Genomic DNA, 17,114 nt, shown 5'->3' with positions numbered 1-17,114 from the left:
AGCCAACCCATGTACGAAAAACACTTCGGATTCACCGGCGCGCCGTTCCTGCTCAACCCGGATCCCAGCTTTTACTTCGACAGCAAAGGTCACAGCAGCGCGCTGTCCTATCTGAAATTTGGCCTGTACCAAGCCGAAGGTTTCATCGTCATCACGGGCGACATCGGCGCCGGCAAGACCACCCTGGTACGCACCCTGCTCAACGACATCGACACCGAAAAGGTCGTGGCGGCCCAGCTGGTGAGTACCCAACTGGAGGCCGGTGATCTGTTGAGAGCATCGATCGCCGCTTTTGGCATCCCGTGCAAAGGCAACACCAAAGCCGATCTGATCTCCACACTGGAGGCCTACCTGACGCTGCTGGCGACACAGCAGAAGCGGGCAGTGCTGATTGTGGACGAAGCCCAAAACCTCAGCCGAGATGCGATTGAAGAACTGCGCATGCTGTCGAACTTCCAGTTTGGCAACCAGGCTCTGCTGCAAAGCTTTCTGATCGGGCAGCCTGAGTTGCGCACCATGTTGCTGTCACGCTCGCTGGAGCAACTGCGGCAACGGGTGATCGCGTCTTACCACCTTGGTCCCATGGACCGTGACGAGACGCGCCGCTACATTGAGCATCGTTTGCACAAAGTCGGCTGGACCGACAATCCGCAAATCAGCGCCGAAGCCTTTGACGAGTTCTATGAATGGACCTCGGGCATTCCCCGACGCATCAACTTACTGTGCAACCGGGTGCTGCTCGCTGCATTTCTGGCAGGCGAACACGACATCTCGGCCGCCAGTGTGTCTCGAATCGCCCAGGAAATACGCTCAGAAATTGGTGAGCCTGTGCTCAGCAACACCGGCGCGTCCGCCTCGGCCAACACCAGCCTTGCGTTGAAGGAATCAGCCATTCCAACGCTGACCCAGGGGCTGGACGGACCAGTTCCCAGTCAAAGTTGGGTGGCACCCTCCATCAACCCCGAGGCCAAGCCGAACACGCCGTTTCTGCTGTGCCTCACGGGCTCGCGCACGGGTTGCCTGCGTGCATCACCTTTGCTCAAAGCATTGAGTTGCCGCGCTGACTTGCCGCCCGCAAGGCTCTTGCACATCGACACGCCAGGCCACTTCGAGTTGACTCAAGACTGGTCGGAACACCTGGGATTGCGCAACCCGGACTACCGGTTGCGCCTCCCGGCGGGCAATGGCCTGACCCACCTGGCGGCCACCTTGCAACAACTCGATCAGTTGTTCGAGCAACATCGTCCAGCGGCGATCATCGTTCAGGCCGGAGACGACACGGCGCTGGCAGGCAGTCTGGCCGCGCAGCGGCATGGGATCCCCATCATCCACCTGGAAGCCGGACTGCGAAGCTTCGACCGCTCTCGTCCCCAAGAAGTCAACGGGATGATGTGCGATCACATGGGCGAGTTGCTGTTCACCTCGGAGTGGGTGGCGCACGACAACCTGGCCAGAGAAGGCATCCCGGCTGACCGCGTGGTGTTCGTGGGCAACCTGCTGATGGACGCCATCCGCGCCATGCTGCCGCAAGCATCCCAACCCAAGTACACCCTGCGTCAGCTCAATCAGCCCACCGACATCCTGAAAAGCAAAAGTGGCGTGGGGGTGGTCTACCTCCAGCAACTGGACAAAGTCACCAACCCGGAAGAGTTGGCCAGCCTGGTGGGCATCTTGCGCATGGTCAGCAAGGACATCCCGTTGATCTGGCCAATGCACGACAGCACGCGCGCTTGCTTGGACCACCTGGGTTTGCTGCAAATCGCCCACGAAGGGCACATCATGGCGCTGCCCCTGATCCCATACCATAAGATGATTGGCTTGCTGGGCCATTCGGCCTGCATCCTGACCAATTCATCCACGGTTCAGGAAGAAGCCACCATCCTGGGCATTCCCTGCCTGACGCTGCACAACTTCACGGAGCGGCGCATTACGGTCGAACAGGGCACCAACATCGCAGTGGGTCACAACAGCAGCGTGATCAGCCGAGCGGTGGCTGAAATCTTGCGTGGGGGAGGAAAGAAGGGACGGCTGCCCAAGTTTTGGGATGGGCAGACTTCCACCAGAATGGCCGAACACCTGTTGACCTGGATCAAGACCAAGGGTATTTGCAATTTGGATCGAACAGACGAGACAACACCTTTGCCACTTGAACAACAAGCCGGGTTCTAATACCACTTTAGGTGTACGTATCGATATGATGAATGCAACTGTCAATGGCAGGCACCGCCACTGAGCGAAGGATCTCCAGGAAATGACCGCTGTCACGCCATTGTTCCGCGCTGCAGGAAGACTTGTGTCGCCGGGAGGAAGCAATGGCAATCTCACCATCCTGACCTACCACCGCGTGCCTCCGGACATCGACCCATTGCTGTCCAGCGACCAGGTTGATGCTCGAAAATTTGCCAGGCACATGGCGGTTTTGGCCGAGTGTTTCAATGTACTGCCTCTGCCAGAAGCACTTGAACGCCTGGAGCGCGACACCCTGCCCGCTCGTGCGCTCAGCATCACTTTTGACGATGGCTACCAAGACAACTACACCATTGCCCTGCCAATACTGCAGCGCCATGGATTGAAGGCCACCTTTTTCATCTGCAGCGGCTACATCAATGACGGACTCATGTTCAATGACATCATCATTGAAGCACTGAGGGCCTGCCAATCCTCGGCACTTGAGTTGAATTGGCTCGGATTGGGTCAACTTCCCGTGCAAGACATGACCTCCAGGCGAGGCTGCGCCGAGAAAATATTGAGCGCCGTCAAATATCTACCGTTTCAGGAAAGAGAACAAGCCTGTCTGCGCGTGTGGGAAACCGCGGCACCTGGCAAACTGCGTCCGCGCCTCATGATGACCGACGAGGAAATTCGCCACCTCGCGGCGCAGGGGATGACCGTTGGTGGCCACACCCACACACACCCGATCCTGAATCGAATTGACCTGGACAGCGCGCGGCAAGACATCGCCCAAAATCGGCGCCTGCTGGGCGACGTGATTGGCCAGGAGCCCCTGATTTTTGCCTACCCCAATGGCCGCCCCGTTCGTGACTACGGCCCTGAGCACGTAAAGCTTGTCCGGGAGCTGGGATACCACTCTGCCGTATCAACCGCCTGGGGTGTCGCCACGAAATCCTGCGACCGCTACCAATTGCCGCGATTTTCGCCTTGGGACGATAACCCAAAGCGCTTGGTCATGCGCCTGCTTAAAAATGCCATGACAGGTCAACATCCCCTGACCGCGCCCAATTTGGACTGACGCCCGGCTACCTCGCCTTGACTCAGATCAGTGCATTTATCAATTTTTCACGGTATTGCCCACTAACCCCCTTGAGTTAGGGCCCCCCCCTCGTTTGGAGGATTATTTCAAGCCGCCGGTATGACCATAATCGCGCATTACAAATAATTACGGGTTAGGCAAGTTGTTGCATAGCTGCACGATTTGCTCGGTCTTGAGAGGCGCACCAAATGTTCCGGGTCTTCCAGCATCACATTTCCATCGCGACGCTGTCCGAGTTATTGGCGGACAGCCTGACCAGTTTTTTGGCAATCGTGTTGGGGGTCATGACCTTCATGCACATGACGGGGACATCCCCCGATCTGGTTAGCATGTCCACTGCCCTGTGGGCAGGTTTGGGCTTTGCTTTCGTGATGCCCCTGCACTGCGGTTTGCTGGGCGTTTACCGAGAAGGCTCTGAGCGCAAGACCCCGCGTGCCAAATTGGGCCGCGCTTTGCTGGGTTGCCTGCTGGGCGCCCCCATTGCCTATCAGTTGGCCATCAAAACCATGCTGGATGGCACTCAGGCGTACCAACTCATGGGGTTCGCCACGGCCTATCTGGTTTTTGGCTTGGTGGTGGTGCGCGGTTACCTGATGACCTCGTGGCGCAGCGCCTTCGTGCAGCAACGCATCTTGATTGTCGGCACAGGCAAGGAAGCGCACTCCGTCGCCTCCGACTTGAAGGCACGCCGCGTCCAAGGCCATTCGGTGATCGGTTTTTATCCCGCCGGAGAAGCCGACCATGGCGTCACCGACAAGCGCTTCAACATCTTCTCCACAGCCTTGTCGATCAAAGACATCATTCAAAGCCATGAGATCAACCAGATCATTGTGGCCGTGAAAGAGCAACGTGGCGGCAGCGTGCCGATGGATCAACTGCTGTCTGCCCGCATTCAGGGCATTCCAGTCCTGGACCTGGCCGCTTTTTACGAGCAAACAACCGGCGAAGTGCCGGTTGACAGCTTGAAGGCCAGCTGGCTCGTTTACGGCCAGGGCTTTGCCCAGAATCGCACCCGCATCGCCATCAAACGCTTGTTCGACATCGTCAGTTCGTCTGTGCTGCTGTTGTTGGCCTCGCCGATCATGCTGATCACGATGTTGGCCATCAAGCTGGAAAGCGAAGGCCCGATCATTTACCGCCAGGAGCGCGTAGGCCTGGGCGGCAAGATCTTCATGTGCCTGAAGTTCCGCAGCATGAGCACCGACGCTGAAAAAGACGGCGTGGCCGTGTGGGCCAAGAAGAACGATTCGCGAGTGACCCGCGTTGGCGCTTTCATCCGCAAAACCCGCATCGACGAACTGCCTCAGATCCTCAGTGTGCTCAAGGGCGAGATGAGCATGGTGGGGCCGCGCCCCGAGCGCCCCACTTTTGTCGAGCAGCTCAAGCAACAGATCCCATTTTACGACATCCGCCACAGCGTCAAGCCGGGCGTGACAGGTTGGGCCCAGGTCAAGTACAGCTACGGTGCATCCCTTGAAGATGCGCTGCACAAGCATCAGTACGACCTGTACTACGTGAAGAACAACTCCTTGTTCCTGGACTTGCTGATCCTGTTCGAAACGGTCAGCGTGGTGATTTTCCGCGAAGGTTCGCAGTGAACGCTCACTGAACCGACATGTTCAGTTGAGCAATGGCGCACCCTCGGGTGCGCCATTGCCGTTTTTGCCGCCGCTTGATCGGCAGCGAACTCCCGAGATGCGGGACAATAGAAGGCTGCCCGGCCTGCACTGGGCAGTAACCTCCAACCTCTTGTGACAGATTTTCAAGAAGCGCCCATCACCCCCGCCAAGCCCCGTTCGCGAATGAAGCTGGCATTGGCCTGGGCGTTTGGAATGGCCTTGTTGGGCTGGCTTTTGTCAAACACACCCATCGCGCCGGTCATTGAGGCCATTCACAGACCCTCGATCACCATCTGGTTGCTCACCTTGTGCGGCCTGCTGCTCAGCTATGGTTTGCGGGGCGCCCGACTGCAGGTGGTCCTCGGCCTGGACACCCACCATGCGCCCCCCCAGCGGTGGCTGGGTTTGAGGACCGACGCCCTGCGAGTGATCCTGCTGCACAACGCCGCGGTGAACCTGTTACCCATGCGCGCCGGCGAATTGAGTTTCCCCTGGTTGGCCGCCCGCGAGTTGAGGCTGCCAATGTCGCGCGCCTTGGTTTGCCTGATGTGGATGCGCCTTCAGGACGTGGCGGTGCTGGCGGGCCTGGGATTGGCCTTGTGGCCCGGTCTGACCTTGGTTGCCAGGATCGCGGGCCTGCTGGGACTGGTCCTTTGCTGGCACGGCGCGTGGTGGTTGTTGAAGCGGCTGTTGAACCTGGCATCCCCAGGAGACCAGGCTGCGACAGCCGGATGGCACAACTTGGCCCTCAAACTCAAAGCCGCCATGCTGGAACCCTCTCACCATCGGCCTGCCGCCTGGGGGCTGACCCTGGCCAACTGGATGCTCAAGCTGGCAGCCGGCGCCACGTTGCTCAGCGCCATCAGCCAGATCAGCTGGCCTGTGGCCTGGGGTGGCGCACTGGGGGGCGAATTGGCAGCCATCTTTCCTATTCAAGGACCCGCCGGCTTTGGCACTTATGAAGCAGGGGTATGGGCCGGCGTGGCAGCACTGCTGGAACGCGAGTCACCCCTGTTGGCGCATGTCGTTGGCGCCGCCCTGGCGCTGCATGTTTGCTTTTTAATTTGCGCGGTCTGCGCGGCGTGCGTGGCGGCTTTGTTACCCAGATCCTTTGGAAAAACCAAGATACAAGGGGATTTGCCCCCGCGTCATCCCGGCTGAGCAAGATCGTTTTAGTTTGTTAGAAAGCGTGTTCATGAGTTCAGTGTCGACACCCTTCGTCGCCCCCCTGCCTGTTGTGCCAGACCATCACTTGTCCATCGTCGTACCCATGTACAACGAGGTGGACAACGTCGTGCCTTTTGTGAATGCTGTCCACGAGGCCTTGGCTACCTACGCCTGGCCCTGGGAGCTCATCATCGTCAACGATGGCAGCCGCGATGGCACCCAGCAAGCCCTGGATGCCCAGGCCAAGCTTCGCGGCCCTCACGTTCGCCCCGTCCATTTGTGGCGAAACTTCCGCCAGACCGCCGCGATGCAGGCGGGCATTGACACGTCCCGAGGCGATGTGATCGTGACCCTGGACGGTGACCTGCAAAACGACCCCAAGGACATCCCAGCCATTGTTGCCAAGCTGGTGACGGAGGATCTGGACTTGGTCGCGGGTTGGCGCCAGAACCGCCAGGATGGCTTTTTCTTGCGCAAGGTGCCTTCACGAATTGCCAATCGCCTGATCCGCAAGATCACCGGGCTGGAGTTCCAGGACCTGGGCTGCAGTTTGAAGGCTTACCGAGCCAGCGTGCTCAAACGTGTGCGCCTGTACGGTGAAATGCACCGTTTCATTCCCGCCTGGATGGCCACAGTGACTTCGCCAGCCCGCATGTCCGAGCTGGTGGTCAGCCACCATCCCCGAACGCAAGGTGAATCCAAGTACGGTATTTCGCGCACCCTGCGCGTCGTGCTGGATCTGCTGGCGGTGAATTTTTTCCTGCGCTTTGCCGGTCGCCCCGGACATTTCTTTGGCGGGGTCGGGCTCGGCGTGGGCTTGATTGGCAGTTTGATCCTGGGCTACCTGGGCGTGCTCAAGATGTTGGGTAACAACATCGGTGGGCGACCGTTACTCTGGCTCGGATTTTTCTGCGTGTTGGGTGGACTACAGTTTCTGACCACAGGCGTGCTGGCCGAACTGCTGATCCGAATCTATTACGATCGGGGCGAAGTGGCCCCGTATCACACGACTGAAGCGCCGGCCCAGGCCCCCGATCAGGGCTGGCATCGTCAGGCCTAAGGCCTGTCCAAATCACATTTGCCTCATCGACCATGAACACAGAGACGTCTGATCAAGCGACCGACGCGCAGGACAAGCCCGCCGCCATGGCCCCACCCGTCCGACCATCGGGTCAGCGCTGGCCTCGGCTGTGGGGACCGCGCATGTGGAAATTGTTGGCGCTGGCCGTGGTCTTGACGCTCTACCGCTTCTGGGTGATCACTCACAGTGGCATCTCCTTGTTCTTTGACGAGTCTCAGTACTGGGATTGGTCGCGGCATTTGAGTTGGGGTTATTTTTCAAAGCCTCCACTGATCGCTGGCCTGGTCGGACTGAGCACCAGCTTGTTTGGGTCTGGCGTGCTGGGTGTCAAGGCCCTGTCCATCCTGGTCTACCCACTGACCGCAGTGGCCATGGTGGGCCTGGCGCGTGCCCTTTGGCCCACCAGCAGCGGTGTGCGCACTGGCATGGTCGCAGGCGCCTTGTTCCTGACTACCCCCGTGGTGGGCTTGCTGGGCCTGGTGGCCAGCACGGACGGCCCGTTGATGTTGTGCTGGACGCTGGCAGCCTGGGCCCTTTGGCGAGCACAGGTGACCAACCGGCTGGGCCTGTGGGTGCTGTGCGGCGCCGTCGTCGGCGTGGGCATCATGGACAAATACACCATGGCCGCCTTTGGTCTGACCGCCGTGTGGGCACTTTGGGGCGTGCATGGCCCCAAGCGCGGCTTGCTGCGCGTCGGCCCCTGGGCCGCTTTGGTGGTCGCGATGATCATCGTGTCGCCCAATCTCTGGTGGAATGCCCAACACGGCTTCCCGACTCTTCACCACACCGCCGAGTTGACCGCGCAGTCCGGCCGCCATGGTGGCTTGCTCCCGATGATCACGTTCGCACTGGGACAGATTCTGATGCTGGGCCCGGTCACGGTGCTGGCTGCCTTGTGGCTGCTCAAGCAGCAGGCCACCAATTTGGGCAATGCCTCGATTCCACCCAGCCAATGGGCTGCGTCCAGCCAGATGATGCCCCCAAGCCAATGGCGCTCATCCAGCCCCGTATTGCCACCCAGCCAGTTGAACATGCCGGGTGCGCGCGATGCGGCCACTGGTGATGGCCGCCCTCAGGCCATCCGCACTTCGGCTTATTACCTGGCGTCCATGTCGTCCTACCGCTTCTTGTGGGCGCTGAGCATTCCTTTGCTGCTGGTGGCGCTGGCGCAGGCTTTCTACGCCGACGCCCATGTCAACTGGGCCGCCCCGGCCATGATCGGCCTGACCATGTTGGCGGCCTCGCGTTTGAGTCAGCCGCTGGTCCCCTTGGCGGCGCCGCGCCCCAACAAGTGGCTGGCGGTGGTTCTGATCAGCAACCTGGTCTTGACCAGCCTGGTGCTGCACGCCAAAGACATCGGGGGCGACAGCCTGTCTTCGAAGTACGACATCCTGGTGCGCATGCGCGGCTGGCAGGAAGCGTTTGACCAACTGGCCCCCGTCATGGAGGAACCCACCATCGCCGGCCTGCCCGTGCTGGCCGACAAACGCCTGCTGCTGAGCCAGACGGCTTACCACTGGCGCCGGTTCAATCCGAAGTTGGTGGCGTGGAACCCTAAAAACCTGCAGACGAACCATTACGAGCTCACTCAAAGCCTGGGCAACAAGGTGGGGCAGGACATGGTGCTGGTGACCGACGAGGCCAACCCCAAGGCCATCCTTCAACGTTTTGCCATCGTTCGCGAAATGAAGAGTGTCGTGGTGCCCACGGGCATTGACCGCAATTTGGCGCTGCATGTGTTCTTCCTGCGCGGTTTTCTGGGCTATGACGAGAAGTCATACCTGGAGCAAAGCGGCGCCGCCACCCCCAGCAGTGATGAGTAACGTGGCGATTGAACGTGACCGTGCGGGCAAAGAAGTTCGCTGGCTGTGGGGGGCGCTCTTCTTCTGCGCGGTAGCCTTCGCCAAGGTGCCCAGCATTGACGTGATGGTGACCGGGCACCTCTACACGCCCGGCCTGGGTTTCATCCATGCGCAAAATGCCCTGGTGCAGGCGTCCTACCACTGGACGCCGCTGATCGGCCGAGCCATCCTCGCGGGGATGTTGATCCTGGCCTTGCTGGGCCCACTGCTGGCCCGCCTGCTGCGCTGGCAGGGCCGGGAACAACTCGCAGTGCAATGCCGGGGTCCGTGGCGACGCATGGCAGCGGTGGCGGTGCTTTGCGGCGTGCTGGGGCCCGGATTGGTGGTGGAGGTCTGGTTCAAGAACACAGTGGGGCGACCTCGCCCTGTGCAAGTGGCCGAATTTGGGGGCGATCAGCCTTTTCACGGTGTGTTTCAGCAAGGGGCCGATGCCACGACTCACCGCAGTTTTGTCAGCAGCCATGCCGCCACCGGATTCTGGCTGCTGAGCCTGGGGCTGACAGCGGGCCCTGTGTGGCGCCGCCGCTGGCTGCTCATTGGGCTGTTCATGGGTAGCCTGATCGGCCTTGGCCGCATGATGCAGGGCGGACACTTCCTGAGCGACATCATTTTTTCGTTTTACGCGGTCTGGATACCCTGCGAGATTGTCGCGGCGCTGGAACGCCGAAGGCGCCGCCCTCAATGACCTCAACCGCCCGCGCCCAGCGCCATCTGGGCTAGCATGCCGGTTCGCTCCGTGATTCCCTTTTTCCGCGCACGATAGATTGCCGACCATGAGTTCTCCCGAGTCCGTCGTCTACGACTACACCCGCCAAGACGCCACTGGCGCCAGTTGCACAGCGCACGCCTGGGCCAAGGTGCCCGCGACCCTGGGCCCCCTGCAGCGCGAAGCCACCAAGGCGCGCATCAAGCAATTGCTGGTGGAACGCGAGGCCGTGCTGGTGGCCCACTATTACGTCGATGGCGACCTGCAAGACCTGGCCCTGGAAACCGGTGGCTGCGTGTCCGACTCGCTGGAGATGGCGCGCTTCGGGCGCGACCATGCAGCCAAGACCCTGATCGTGGCCGGTGTGAAGTTCATGGGTGAATCGGCCAAGATTCTGAGTCCTGAAAAGCGCGTGCTGATGCCCGACCTGGACGCCACTTGCTCACTCGACCTGGGCTGCCCGGCCGACGATTTCGCCCAGTTCTGCGATGCTCACCCGGACCGCAAGGTCGTGGTCTACGCCAACACCAGCGCCGCCGTGAAGGCACGGGCCGACTGGATGGTGACGAGTTCGTGCGCGCTGGCCATCGTCAGCCACCTCAAGGCGCAAGGCGAAAAAGTGCTGTGGGCGCCTGACCGCCACCTGGGCCGTTACATCCAGAACCAGACTGGCGCCGACATGCTGATGTGGAACGGCGAGTGCATCGTGCACGACGAGTTCAAAGGCGTCGAACTGCAACTGATGCGCGAGCAATACCCCGAGGCCCTTATCCTGGTGCACCCCGAATCGCCCGAGAGCGTGGTGGCCCTGGCCGACGTGGTGGGTTCGACCTCGCAATTGCTCAAAGCCGTGGTCGAATCCAGTGCGCAAACCTTCATCGTGGCCACGGACAACGGCATCCTGCACCGCATGCGCCAGCTGGCGCCGACCAAAAGCCTGATCGAGGCGCCCACCGCGGGCAACAGTGCCACCTGCAAGAGTTGCGCGCATTGCCCCTGGATGGCCATGAACGCCCTGCAAGGCGTGCTCGACTGCCTGGAAAAAGGCAGCGGCGAGGTGATGGTCGACGAGGCCATCCGCGTCAAGGCGCATGGTTGCATCGACCGCATGCTCGATTTCGTGGCTCGCCATCCTGCCGCCATTCAAAAACCCGCACAAGGCTTTGTCCCCAACATTGGCGCAGCTTGATAAGCCGCGCCCTGCTTGCATCACCATGTTCGACCACAACGAAACCCTGACCGAGGCGCGTGAGCGCAACATCCGCGACGCGCTGTTCGAAGACGTGGGCGTGTGCGACTGGACCGCGCAACTGGTCCCCGCTGGCCAGCGCGTGAAGGCCCGCCTGCTGGTGCGCGAACAAGCGGTGCTGTGCGGTCGCGACTGGTTCGAAGGTTGCCTGTTCAAGCTCGATCCCAAGGCCTTGATCACCTGGGCTTATGAAGAAGGCGCCTTGATGGCCCCCGACACAGAGGTCTGCCTGATCGAGGCCGACGCGCGCGCGCTGCTGACTGCCGAGCGCCCTGGCATCAACTTCGTGCAGACCTTGTCGGCCGTGGCCACCTTGACGCACGTTCACATGCAGGCCATCGAAGGTGCCTCGCCCAACCCACGCGGCTGCGTGGTGCTGGACACGCGCAAGACCCTGCCCGGCCTGCGCCTGGCGCAGAAGTACGCTGTGCGTGTGGGGGGCGGTGCCAACCAGCGCCTGGCCTTGTACGACGGCATCCTGATCAAGGAAAACCACATCGCGGCCGCTGGCAGCGTGACGAACGCGCTGCGCAATGCACAGGCGCTGGTGGCTGCGCAAGCCCAGCCTTTGCGTGAGCAGATCAGCATCCAGATCGAAGTTGAGACCTTGGCCCAGCTGCGCGAAGCCTTGAGTGCTGGCGCCGTCAGCATCCTGTTGGACAACTTCGACCTGGCCCTGATGCGCCAAGCCGTCGCCGTCAATCAGGAGCTGACTCAAGGGCAGGCTCTGCTGGAGGCTTCGGGCGGGGTGACGATGGACCAGCTGCGCGGCATCGCCAGCACCGGCGTGGACCGCATCTCGATCGGCAAGCTGACCAAGGACGTCAAGGCCGTGGACTTCTCATTGCGCGTGCTGGAGCGCCTGGGCACCTGAGCTGAGGGCCCGGCGGCGGGCATAGTGCACAAAGCCCGGGCTTGCGAGGGCCGCCAAGGCGTTTTCAAACCAGCCGCATGAGACAAACTGGGCGGATCTTCAAGCACGAGGCCGCCCATGCCTGCCGATTTCTCATCGCTTCGCAACTATTTTGAACGCCAGGTCTTCGAGGCCGTGGTGGACATCGCCCACCAATACCCCCTGCTGACCGAAGAGCAATTGCCGGACGTGGCCTGCGTGGCGCTCAATCATTTGCCCACGCGCTACATCCGCCACGAGGTCGACCTGGCTTTCTACCTGACCGAGAAAGAGCGGGCCGACAACGAGATCGCCATTGCCGACGCTGTGCGCTATGCCTGCGAGTTCGTGCAGGCGCGATTCGCGATGCGGGCGCGACGCTGAAGGCTCAAACCCGAAAAGTCACGGCAACCAGGCGTCGCGCTTCTTGGGCTTCTTGCTCAGGATGGTGGGGAAACTGACTGGCAAGGTGCGCGGGTAGTCGCGGCTGTAATGCAGGCCGCGGCTTTCCTGGCGCGACAGGGCCGATCGCACGATCAGCTCGGCACAGTCAACGAGGTTGCGCAGCTCCAGCAAATCGCGGCTGACACGGAAGGCCGCGTAATAGTCGTCGATCTCGCTGCGCAGCAGCTTGATGCGGTGCAACGCGCGCTCCAGGCGGCGCGTGGTGCGCACGATGCCCACGTAGTTCCACATCACCAGGCGCAGCTCGTCCCAGTTGTGCGAGATCACGACCTCTTCATCGGCATCGGACACCTGGCTTTCGTCCCACCCGGGCAAAGCCGGACCTTCTGGAGGCTGCTGAGCCTGGATGTCGTCCGCGCAAGTGCGGCCCAGCACCACGCACTCCAGCAAGGAATTGCTGGCCAGGCGATTGGCACCATGCAGGCCGGTGTAAGTGGTCTCGCCCACGGCATACAGGCCCGGTAAATCCGTGCGACCTTGCAGGTCAGTGACCACGCCACCACAGGTGTAGTGCGCAGCAGGCACCACCGGGATGAACTGCTTGGCGATGTCGATGCCCAAGGTCAGGCAGCGCGCGTGGATGGTCGGAAAGTGCTCTTTGAGGAAGGCCTCGCCCAAGTGCGTGGCGTCAAGCCAGACGTGGTCCAGGCCGTGCTTTTTCATCTCGAAGTCGATGGCGCGGGCGACGATGTCGCGCGGGGCCAGTTCGCCGCGCTCGTCATGCGAAGGCATGAAGCGGGTGCCATCGGGCAGGCGCAGGATGGCGCCCTCGCCGCGCATTGCCTCGGTGATCAGGAAGCTGCGCTCTTGTGGGTGGTACAGGCAAGTCGGATGGAACTGGATGAATTCCATGTTGCCGACCCGGCAGCCCGCCCGCCAGGCCATGGCGATGCCGTCTCCGGTGGCGGTGTCGGGGTTGCTGGTGTAGCGGTAGACCTTGCCCACGCCGCCAGTGGCCAGCACAACGGCCGAGGCCGCCAGTGTTTCAACGCGTTGGGTTTCGATGTCGAGCGCGTAAATGCCGTGGCAGCGTTGCGTGTTGGCGGAGGTGGCGCCGCCCTTGCGCAGGTGCCGGTCGGTGATCAGGTCCACCGCCATCCAGCGTTCGCGCATGCTGATGTTGGGATGGCGCTTAACCTCTTCCAGGAGGACATCGTGGATGGCTTTGCCGGTGGCATCGGCCGCGTGGGCGATGCGGCGCACGGCGTGGCCACCTTCGCGGGTCAGGTGCAAGCCAAGGGGGCCTTCTGGGTCGGCTGAAAACGGCACACCGCGTTCGACCAGCCATTGCACCGCGCGGGCACTGTGGCGGGCGATGAACTCGGCCGTGTGTTCATCGACCAAACCCGCGCCAGCCTCCTGGGTATCCCGAACGTGGGAGCCGATGCTGTCATCGTTGCCCAGCACGCCGACGATGCCGCCCTGCGCCCAGGCGGTGGCGGCTTCTTCCAGCTGGCGCTTGGCCAGGACGATGACGGGTTGCGTCTCGGCCAGGTGCAGCGCCACGGTGAGACCGGCCAGGCCCGCGCCGATGATGACGACGGGGAGTTGTGAGGCCGAAAGTTGGTCTGGCATGCAAATGGGCGACGAGGTCGCAAAGGCGGTCAATCGCCCATTTTAGTCACTGCTACCATTCCCACGCACCGCCCTTTTTGGCGGCCTCACTTTCGGAGTTAAACCATGCGCTGGAAAGGCAACCGCCAAAGCGACAACGTCGAAGACGCACGAGACGAGGCCTCGGATGGTGGTGGAGGCCGACAGGGCTTCTCCATCGGCGGCGGCGGCTTGAGTTTGGGCACCGTGGCCATTGCCTTGGTGGCGAGCTATTTTCTGGGCATCAACCCCATGACGGTGCTCAGCATGCTGAGTGGCGGTAGTGGCGCGCTGACCAACCCACCCCCGTCACAAGTGAGCGACCCCACGGCCCCGACCACGCCGCAAGGGCCAAGCCAGGACCCGCAGGTGCAGTTTGTGGCCACGGTGCTGGCCGACACCGAAGACGTTTGGGGCGAAATCTTCAAACAAGCCGGCGGCACCTACGAGAACCCGAAGCTGAAGATTTTTCGCGGCGCGACCACCACCGCTTGCGGCCGGGGCGAATCGGCCATGGGCCCGTTCTACTGCCCGGCCGACCACAAGGTCTACGTCGATCTGGCCTTTTACGACACCCTGCGCGAGCGCCTGGGCGCGCCCGGCGACTTTGCCCAAGCCTACGTCATCGCCCATGAGGTGGGCCACCACGTTCAGAACCTGTTGGGCACCTCGGCCAAGCTGGACGAGGCGCGCGGTCGCCTGAGCACAGCCCAGTACAACGCCATGAGCGTGCGCCTTGAATTGCAAGCCGATTGCTTTGCGGGCGTGTGGGCCAACCATGCTCAGCGCTCGCGCCAGATCATTGAGGCGGGCGACATCGAAGAAGCGCTGAATGCCGCATCGCAGATTGGCGACGACACGCTGCAGCGCAAATCACAAGGCCAGGTGGTGCCGGAGAGCTTCACCCATGGCAGCAGCCAACAGCGCGTGAGCTGGTTCAAGCGGGGCTTTGAAAGCGGCGAGATCAACCAATGCAACACCTTCACCAAACAGCCTGTTTGACGACAAGGCATAGACCGAGGAGACACCACCCATGCAAGCCTGGATTTGCGACAACCCCACCGGCGTCGATGCCCTGACCTGGAAAGAAGCCCCGACGCCTGAGCCTGGCAAGGGCGAAGTGCGCGTGGCCATCAAGGCCGCCAGCCTGAACTTTCCCGACCTGCTGATCGTGCAGGGCAAGTACCAGATGAAGCCCAATCCACCGTTTGTGCCCGGCGCCGAGTTCGCGGGCGTGGTCGAAGCGGTGGGAGAAGGCGTCAAGCACCTGGCGGTGGGCACCTCGGTGGCAGGCTTTGCCGGCACGGGCGGGTTTGGCACCCACACGGTGGCACCGGCCGCCATGCTGATGCCGCTGCCGCCCGCGTTTTCATTTGAAGATGCGGCAGCGTTCCTGTGCACCTATGGCACCTCGTACCACGCACTGATGGACCGCGCCGCCTTGAAGGCTGGGGAAACCGTGCTGGTGCTGGGTGCCGCAGGGGGCGTGGGGACCGCGGCCATCCAGATCGCCAAGGCCGCAGGCGCCAAGGTGATCGCCGCCGCATCAAGCGATGAAAAGTGCGCGCTGTGCAAGCAATTGGGCGCCGACGAGACCATCAACTACAGCACCGGCAATTTGCGCGACGAGTTGAAGACGCTGACCGGTGGCAAAGGCCCCGATGTGGTCTATGACCCGGTGGGCGGCGACCTGACCGAGGCCGCCTTCCGATCGATCGGCTGGCGCGGCCGCTACCTGGTCATCGGCTTTGCCAACGGCACGATCCCGGCCCTGCCCTTGAACCTGGCCTTGCTGAAGGGCGCCTCGATCATGGGCGTGTTCTGGGGCGAGTTCGCCAAGCGCGAACCGCAGAACAACGCGGCTTGCCTGATGCAGCTGGCGGCCTGGTACAAGGAGGGCAAGATCAAGCCCTTGATCGAGCACAAGCTGCCCATGTCGAAACTCAAGGAAGCGTTTGCGCTCATGGGCGCGCGTCAGGTGCGCGGCAAGGTGGTGCTGGTGAACGAATGATCCGGGCAAGCGGGCACCTGCAAGGCCCATTGCACGTGCTCGCCCACCAACTCGGCGTCTACCCCTGTCGGAGGCTTGGACAACCACTGCTGCAATGCCGCGCGAACCGCCTCGTCGCCCGTGGCCCGCAGTGCATTGCCCAAGGCCACGGCGATGTTGCGCTGCCATTTTGAAAACCCGATGCGGCGGATGGGGCTGCCTTCCATCGTGCGCAGAAACGTCGCCTCGTCCCAAGCCCACAGCTGCAACAAGGTGGGCGCATCGAACACTGCGCGCGCATCAAAATCAGGCACCTGGGCTCGCTGGGCAAACTTGTTCCACGGGCAGATCAACTGGCAGTCGTCGCAGCCGTAGATGCGGTTACCCATCAGCGCGCGCAACTCCAGCGGGATCGGACCACCGTGTTCGATGGTCAGGTAGGAGATGCAGCGGCGCGCATCCACCTGGCGTTCACCCACGATGGCCTGGGTCGGGCACACGTCCATGCAGGATTGACAGGAACCGCAGTGCGCGGTCTCGGGTGCCGTCAAGGGCAAGGCCAGGTCCACGTAGATCTCGCCCAGGAAAAACGTGGAGCCTGCCTCGCGCGACAAGAGAAGCGTGTGCTTGCCCCGCCAGCCCAGCCCACTTCGGCTGGCCAGCTCGACCTCCATCACCGGCGCCGAATCAGTGAACACGCGGTGGCCAAAGGGCCCCAGGTGCGCGGCCAGTTGGTCGGACAGGCTTTGCAGCCGGGCGCGCAGCACCTTGTGATAATCGCGGCCCCGGGCATAGACCGACACGGTGGCGTCCAAAGAGCGGCCCATGCGCGCCCATTCAATGGCCTGCCAACCCTCGGGGGTGGTCTGCGGCAGGTAGTCCATGCGCGCCGTGATCACCCGCACGGTGCCCGGCACAAGCTCCGCAGGACGGGCCCTTTTGAGGCCATGGGCGGCCATGTAGTGCATGTCACCGTGGAAACCACGCGCCAACCAGGCCAATAAACCGGCCTCGGCACTTGACAAGTCCACGTCCGCGACCCCAATCTGCGAAAATCCCAACTCCGAGGCCCAACCCCGCAAGCGTGTCAGCACCTCATCCAGGTCCAAACCCAATGATGAAGTGCCTTCTGACAAGCTTGGCCGCAGTTCCTGACGCATGTGACGATCCTAACAAGCCCCCCGCCCCACCCCACGAGTCCATCGGCGACGCGCGGCGA

The 17,114-nt window shown here is 62.1% G+C and carries 14 protein-coding genes; 12 read left to right on the top strand and 2 right to left on the bottom strand.

Going from position 1 to position 17,114, the window contains the following annotated elements; translation table 11 throughout:
- Positions 1 to 9 precede the first annotated feature (9 nt).
- The 10 genes from PSV38_RS18050 (at position 10) to PSV38_RS18005 (ending at position 12,231) form a co-directional block, all read left to right on the top strand.
- Positions 10 to 2,169 (top strand): XrtA/PEP-CTERM system-associated ATPase, encoded by a 2,160-nt coding sequence (locus PSV38_RS18050; RefSeq protein ID WP_300549886.1) that lies wholly within the window; start codon positions 10 to 12, stop codon positions 2,167 to 2,169.
- Between the two features lie 82 nt (positions 2,170 to 2,251).
- Entirely contained in the window at positions 2,252 to 3,250 is a 999-nt protein-coding gene (locus PSV38_RS18045; protein WP_300549885.1) for a polysaccharide deacetylase family protein, read from the top strand.
- A gap of 209 nt (positions 3,251 to 3,459) precedes the next feature.
- Positions 3,460 to 4,869, top strand: coding sequence for a TIGR03013 family XrtA/PEP-CTERM system glycosyltransferase (locus PSV38_RS18040; RefSeq protein ID WP_300549883.1), 1,410 nt, complete (start codon positions 3,460 to 3,462; stop codon positions 4,867 to 4,869).
- 153 nt (positions 4,870 to 5,022) lie between these two features.
- Positions 5,023 to 6,051: a hypothetical protein gene (locus PSV38_RS18035; RefSeq protein WP_300549881.1), complete on the top strand. Its 1,029-nt coding sequence runs from the start codon at positions 5,023 to 5,025 to the stop codon at positions 6,049 to 6,051.
- A gap of 34 nt (positions 6,052 to 6,085) precedes the next feature.
- The gene (locus PSV38_RS18030; RefSeq protein ID WP_300549879.1) at positions 6,086 to 7,117 is read left to right on the top strand and encodes a glycosyltransferase family 2 protein; all 1,032 of its coding nucleotides are present in this window, start codon (positions 6,086 to 6,088) and stop codon (positions 7,115 to 7,117) included.
- Between the two features lie 32 nt (positions 7,118 to 7,149).
- A complete protein-coding gene (locus PSV38_RS18025) occupies positions 7,150 to 8,961 on the top strand; it encodes a glycosyltransferase family 39 protein (RefSeq protein ID WP_300549877.1) in 1,812 nt (603 codons plus the stop codon).
- 1 nt (position 8,962) lies between these two features.
- On the top strand, positions 8,963 to 9,685 hold the full coding sequence (locus PSV38_RS18020) for a phosphatase PAP2 family protein (protein WP_300549875.1): 723 nt from the start codon (positions 8,963 to 8,965) through the stop codon (positions 9,683 to 9,685).
- Positions 9,686 to 9,773: 88 nt separating this feature from the next.
- Positions 9,774 to 10,895: a quinolinate synthase NadA gene (nadA, locus tag PSV38_RS18015; RefSeq protein ID WP_300549872.1), complete on the top strand. Its 1,122-nt coding sequence runs from the start codon at positions 9,774 to 9,776 to the stop codon at positions 10,893 to 10,895.
- 25 nt (positions 10,896 to 10,920) lie between these two features.
- Positions 10,921 to 11,829, top strand: coding sequence for a carboxylating nicotinate-nucleotide diphosphorylase (gene nadC, locus PSV38_RS18010; RefSeq protein ID WP_300549870.1), 909 nt, complete (start codon positions 10,921 to 10,923; stop codon positions 11,827 to 11,829).
- 117 nt (positions 11,830 to 11,946) lie between these two features.
- Positions 11,947 to 12,231 (top strand): late competence development ComFB family protein, encoded by a 285-nt coding sequence (locus tag PSV38_RS18005; protein ID WP_300549867.1) that lies wholly within the window; start codon positions 11,947 to 11,949, stop codon positions 12,229 to 12,231.
- A gap of 18 nt (positions 12,232 to 12,249) precedes the next feature.
- Here PSV38_RS18005 and nadB read toward each other — a convergent pair whose 3' ends face one another.
- Positions 12,250 to 13,887: an L-aspartate oxidase gene (nadB, locus tag PSV38_RS18000; RefSeq protein WP_300549865.1), complete on the bottom strand. Its 1,638-nt coding sequence runs from the start codon at positions 13,885 to 13,887 to the stop codon at positions 12,250 to 12,252.
- 105 nt (positions 13,888 to 13,992) lie between these two features.
- Here nadB and PSV38_RS17995 point away from each other — a divergent pair, with 105 nt between their 5' ends.
- Together PSV38_RS17995 and PSV38_RS17990 are read left to right on the top strand one after the other, a co-directional pair.
- Entirely contained in the window at positions 13,993 to 14,907 is a 915-nt protein-coding gene (locus PSV38_RS17995; protein WP_300549863.1) for a neutral zinc metallopeptidase, read from the top strand.
- A 31-nt stretch (positions 14,908 to 14,938) separates the two neighbouring features.
- Entirely contained in the window at positions 14,939 to 15,916 is a 978-nt protein-coding gene (locus tag PSV38_RS17990; protein WP_300549861.1) for an NADPH:quinone oxidoreductase family protein, read from the top strand.
- On the opposite strand, the gene queG is transcribed toward PSV38_RS17990, so the two are convergent.
- Positions 15,880 to 16,977, bottom strand: a complete 1,098-nt coding sequence (gene queG / locus PSV38_RS17985; RefSeq protein WP_300549981.1) for a tRNA epoxyqueuosine(34) reductase QueG — start codon at positions 16,975 to 16,977, stop codon at positions 15,880 to 15,882. The two genes, PSV38_RS17990 and queG, sit on opposite strands and share 37 nt — an antisense overlap.
- Between the last annotated feature and the right edge of the window lie 137 nt (positions 16,978 to 17,114).

The organism is Aquabacterium sp., from assembly GCF_029946005.1.
Taxonomy (GTDB): Bacteria; Pseudomonadota; Gammaproteobacteria; order Burkholderiales; family Burkholderiaceae_C; genus Aquabacterium.
The sequence above is the reverse complement of the archived record's forward strand: the minus strand, read 5'-3'. Positions and strand labels throughout refer to the sequence as shown.

Coding starts and splice junctions, on each gene's coding strand:
- PSV38_RS18050 (WP_300549886.1), top strand. CDS start 10: ATGTACGAAAAACACTTCGGATTCACCGGCGCGCCGTTCCTGCTCAAC.
- PSV38_RS18045 (WP_300549885.1), top strand. CDS start 2,252: ATGACCGCTGTCACGCCATTGTTCCGCGCTGCAGGAAGACTTGTGTCG.
- PSV38_RS18040 (WP_300549883.1), top strand. CDS start 3,460: ATGTTCCGGGTCTTCCAGCATCACATTTCCATCGCGACGCTGTCCGAG.
- PSV38_RS18030 (WP_300549879.1), top strand. CDS start 6,086: ATGAGTTCAGTGTCGACACCCTTCGTCGCCCCCCTGCCTGTTGTGCCA.
- PSV38_RS18025 (WP_300549877.1), top strand. CDS start 7,150: ATGAACACAGAGACGTCTGATCAAGCGACCGACGCGCAGGACAAGCCC.
- nadA (WP_300549872.1), top strand. CDS start 9,774: ATGAGTTCTCCCGAGTCCGTCGTCTACGACTACACCCGCCAAGACGCC.
- nadC (WP_300549870.1), top strand. CDS start 10,921: ATGTTCGACCACAACGAAACCCTGACCGAGGCGCGTGAGCGCAACATC.
- PSV38_RS18005 (WP_300549867.1), top strand. CDS start 11,947: ATGCCTGCCGATTTCTCATCGCTTCGCAACTATTTTGAACGCCAGGTC.
- nadB (WP_300549865.1), bottom strand. CDS start 13,887: ATGCCAGACCAACTTTCGGCCTCACAACTCCCCGTCGTCATCATCGGC.
- PSV38_RS17995 (WP_300549863.1), top strand. CDS start 13,993: ATGCGCTGGAAAGGCAACCGCCAAAGCGACAACGTCGAAGACGCACGA.
- PSV38_RS17990 (WP_300549861.1), top strand. CDS start 14,939: ATGCAAGCCTGGATTTGCGACAACCCCACCGGCGTCGATGCCCTGACC.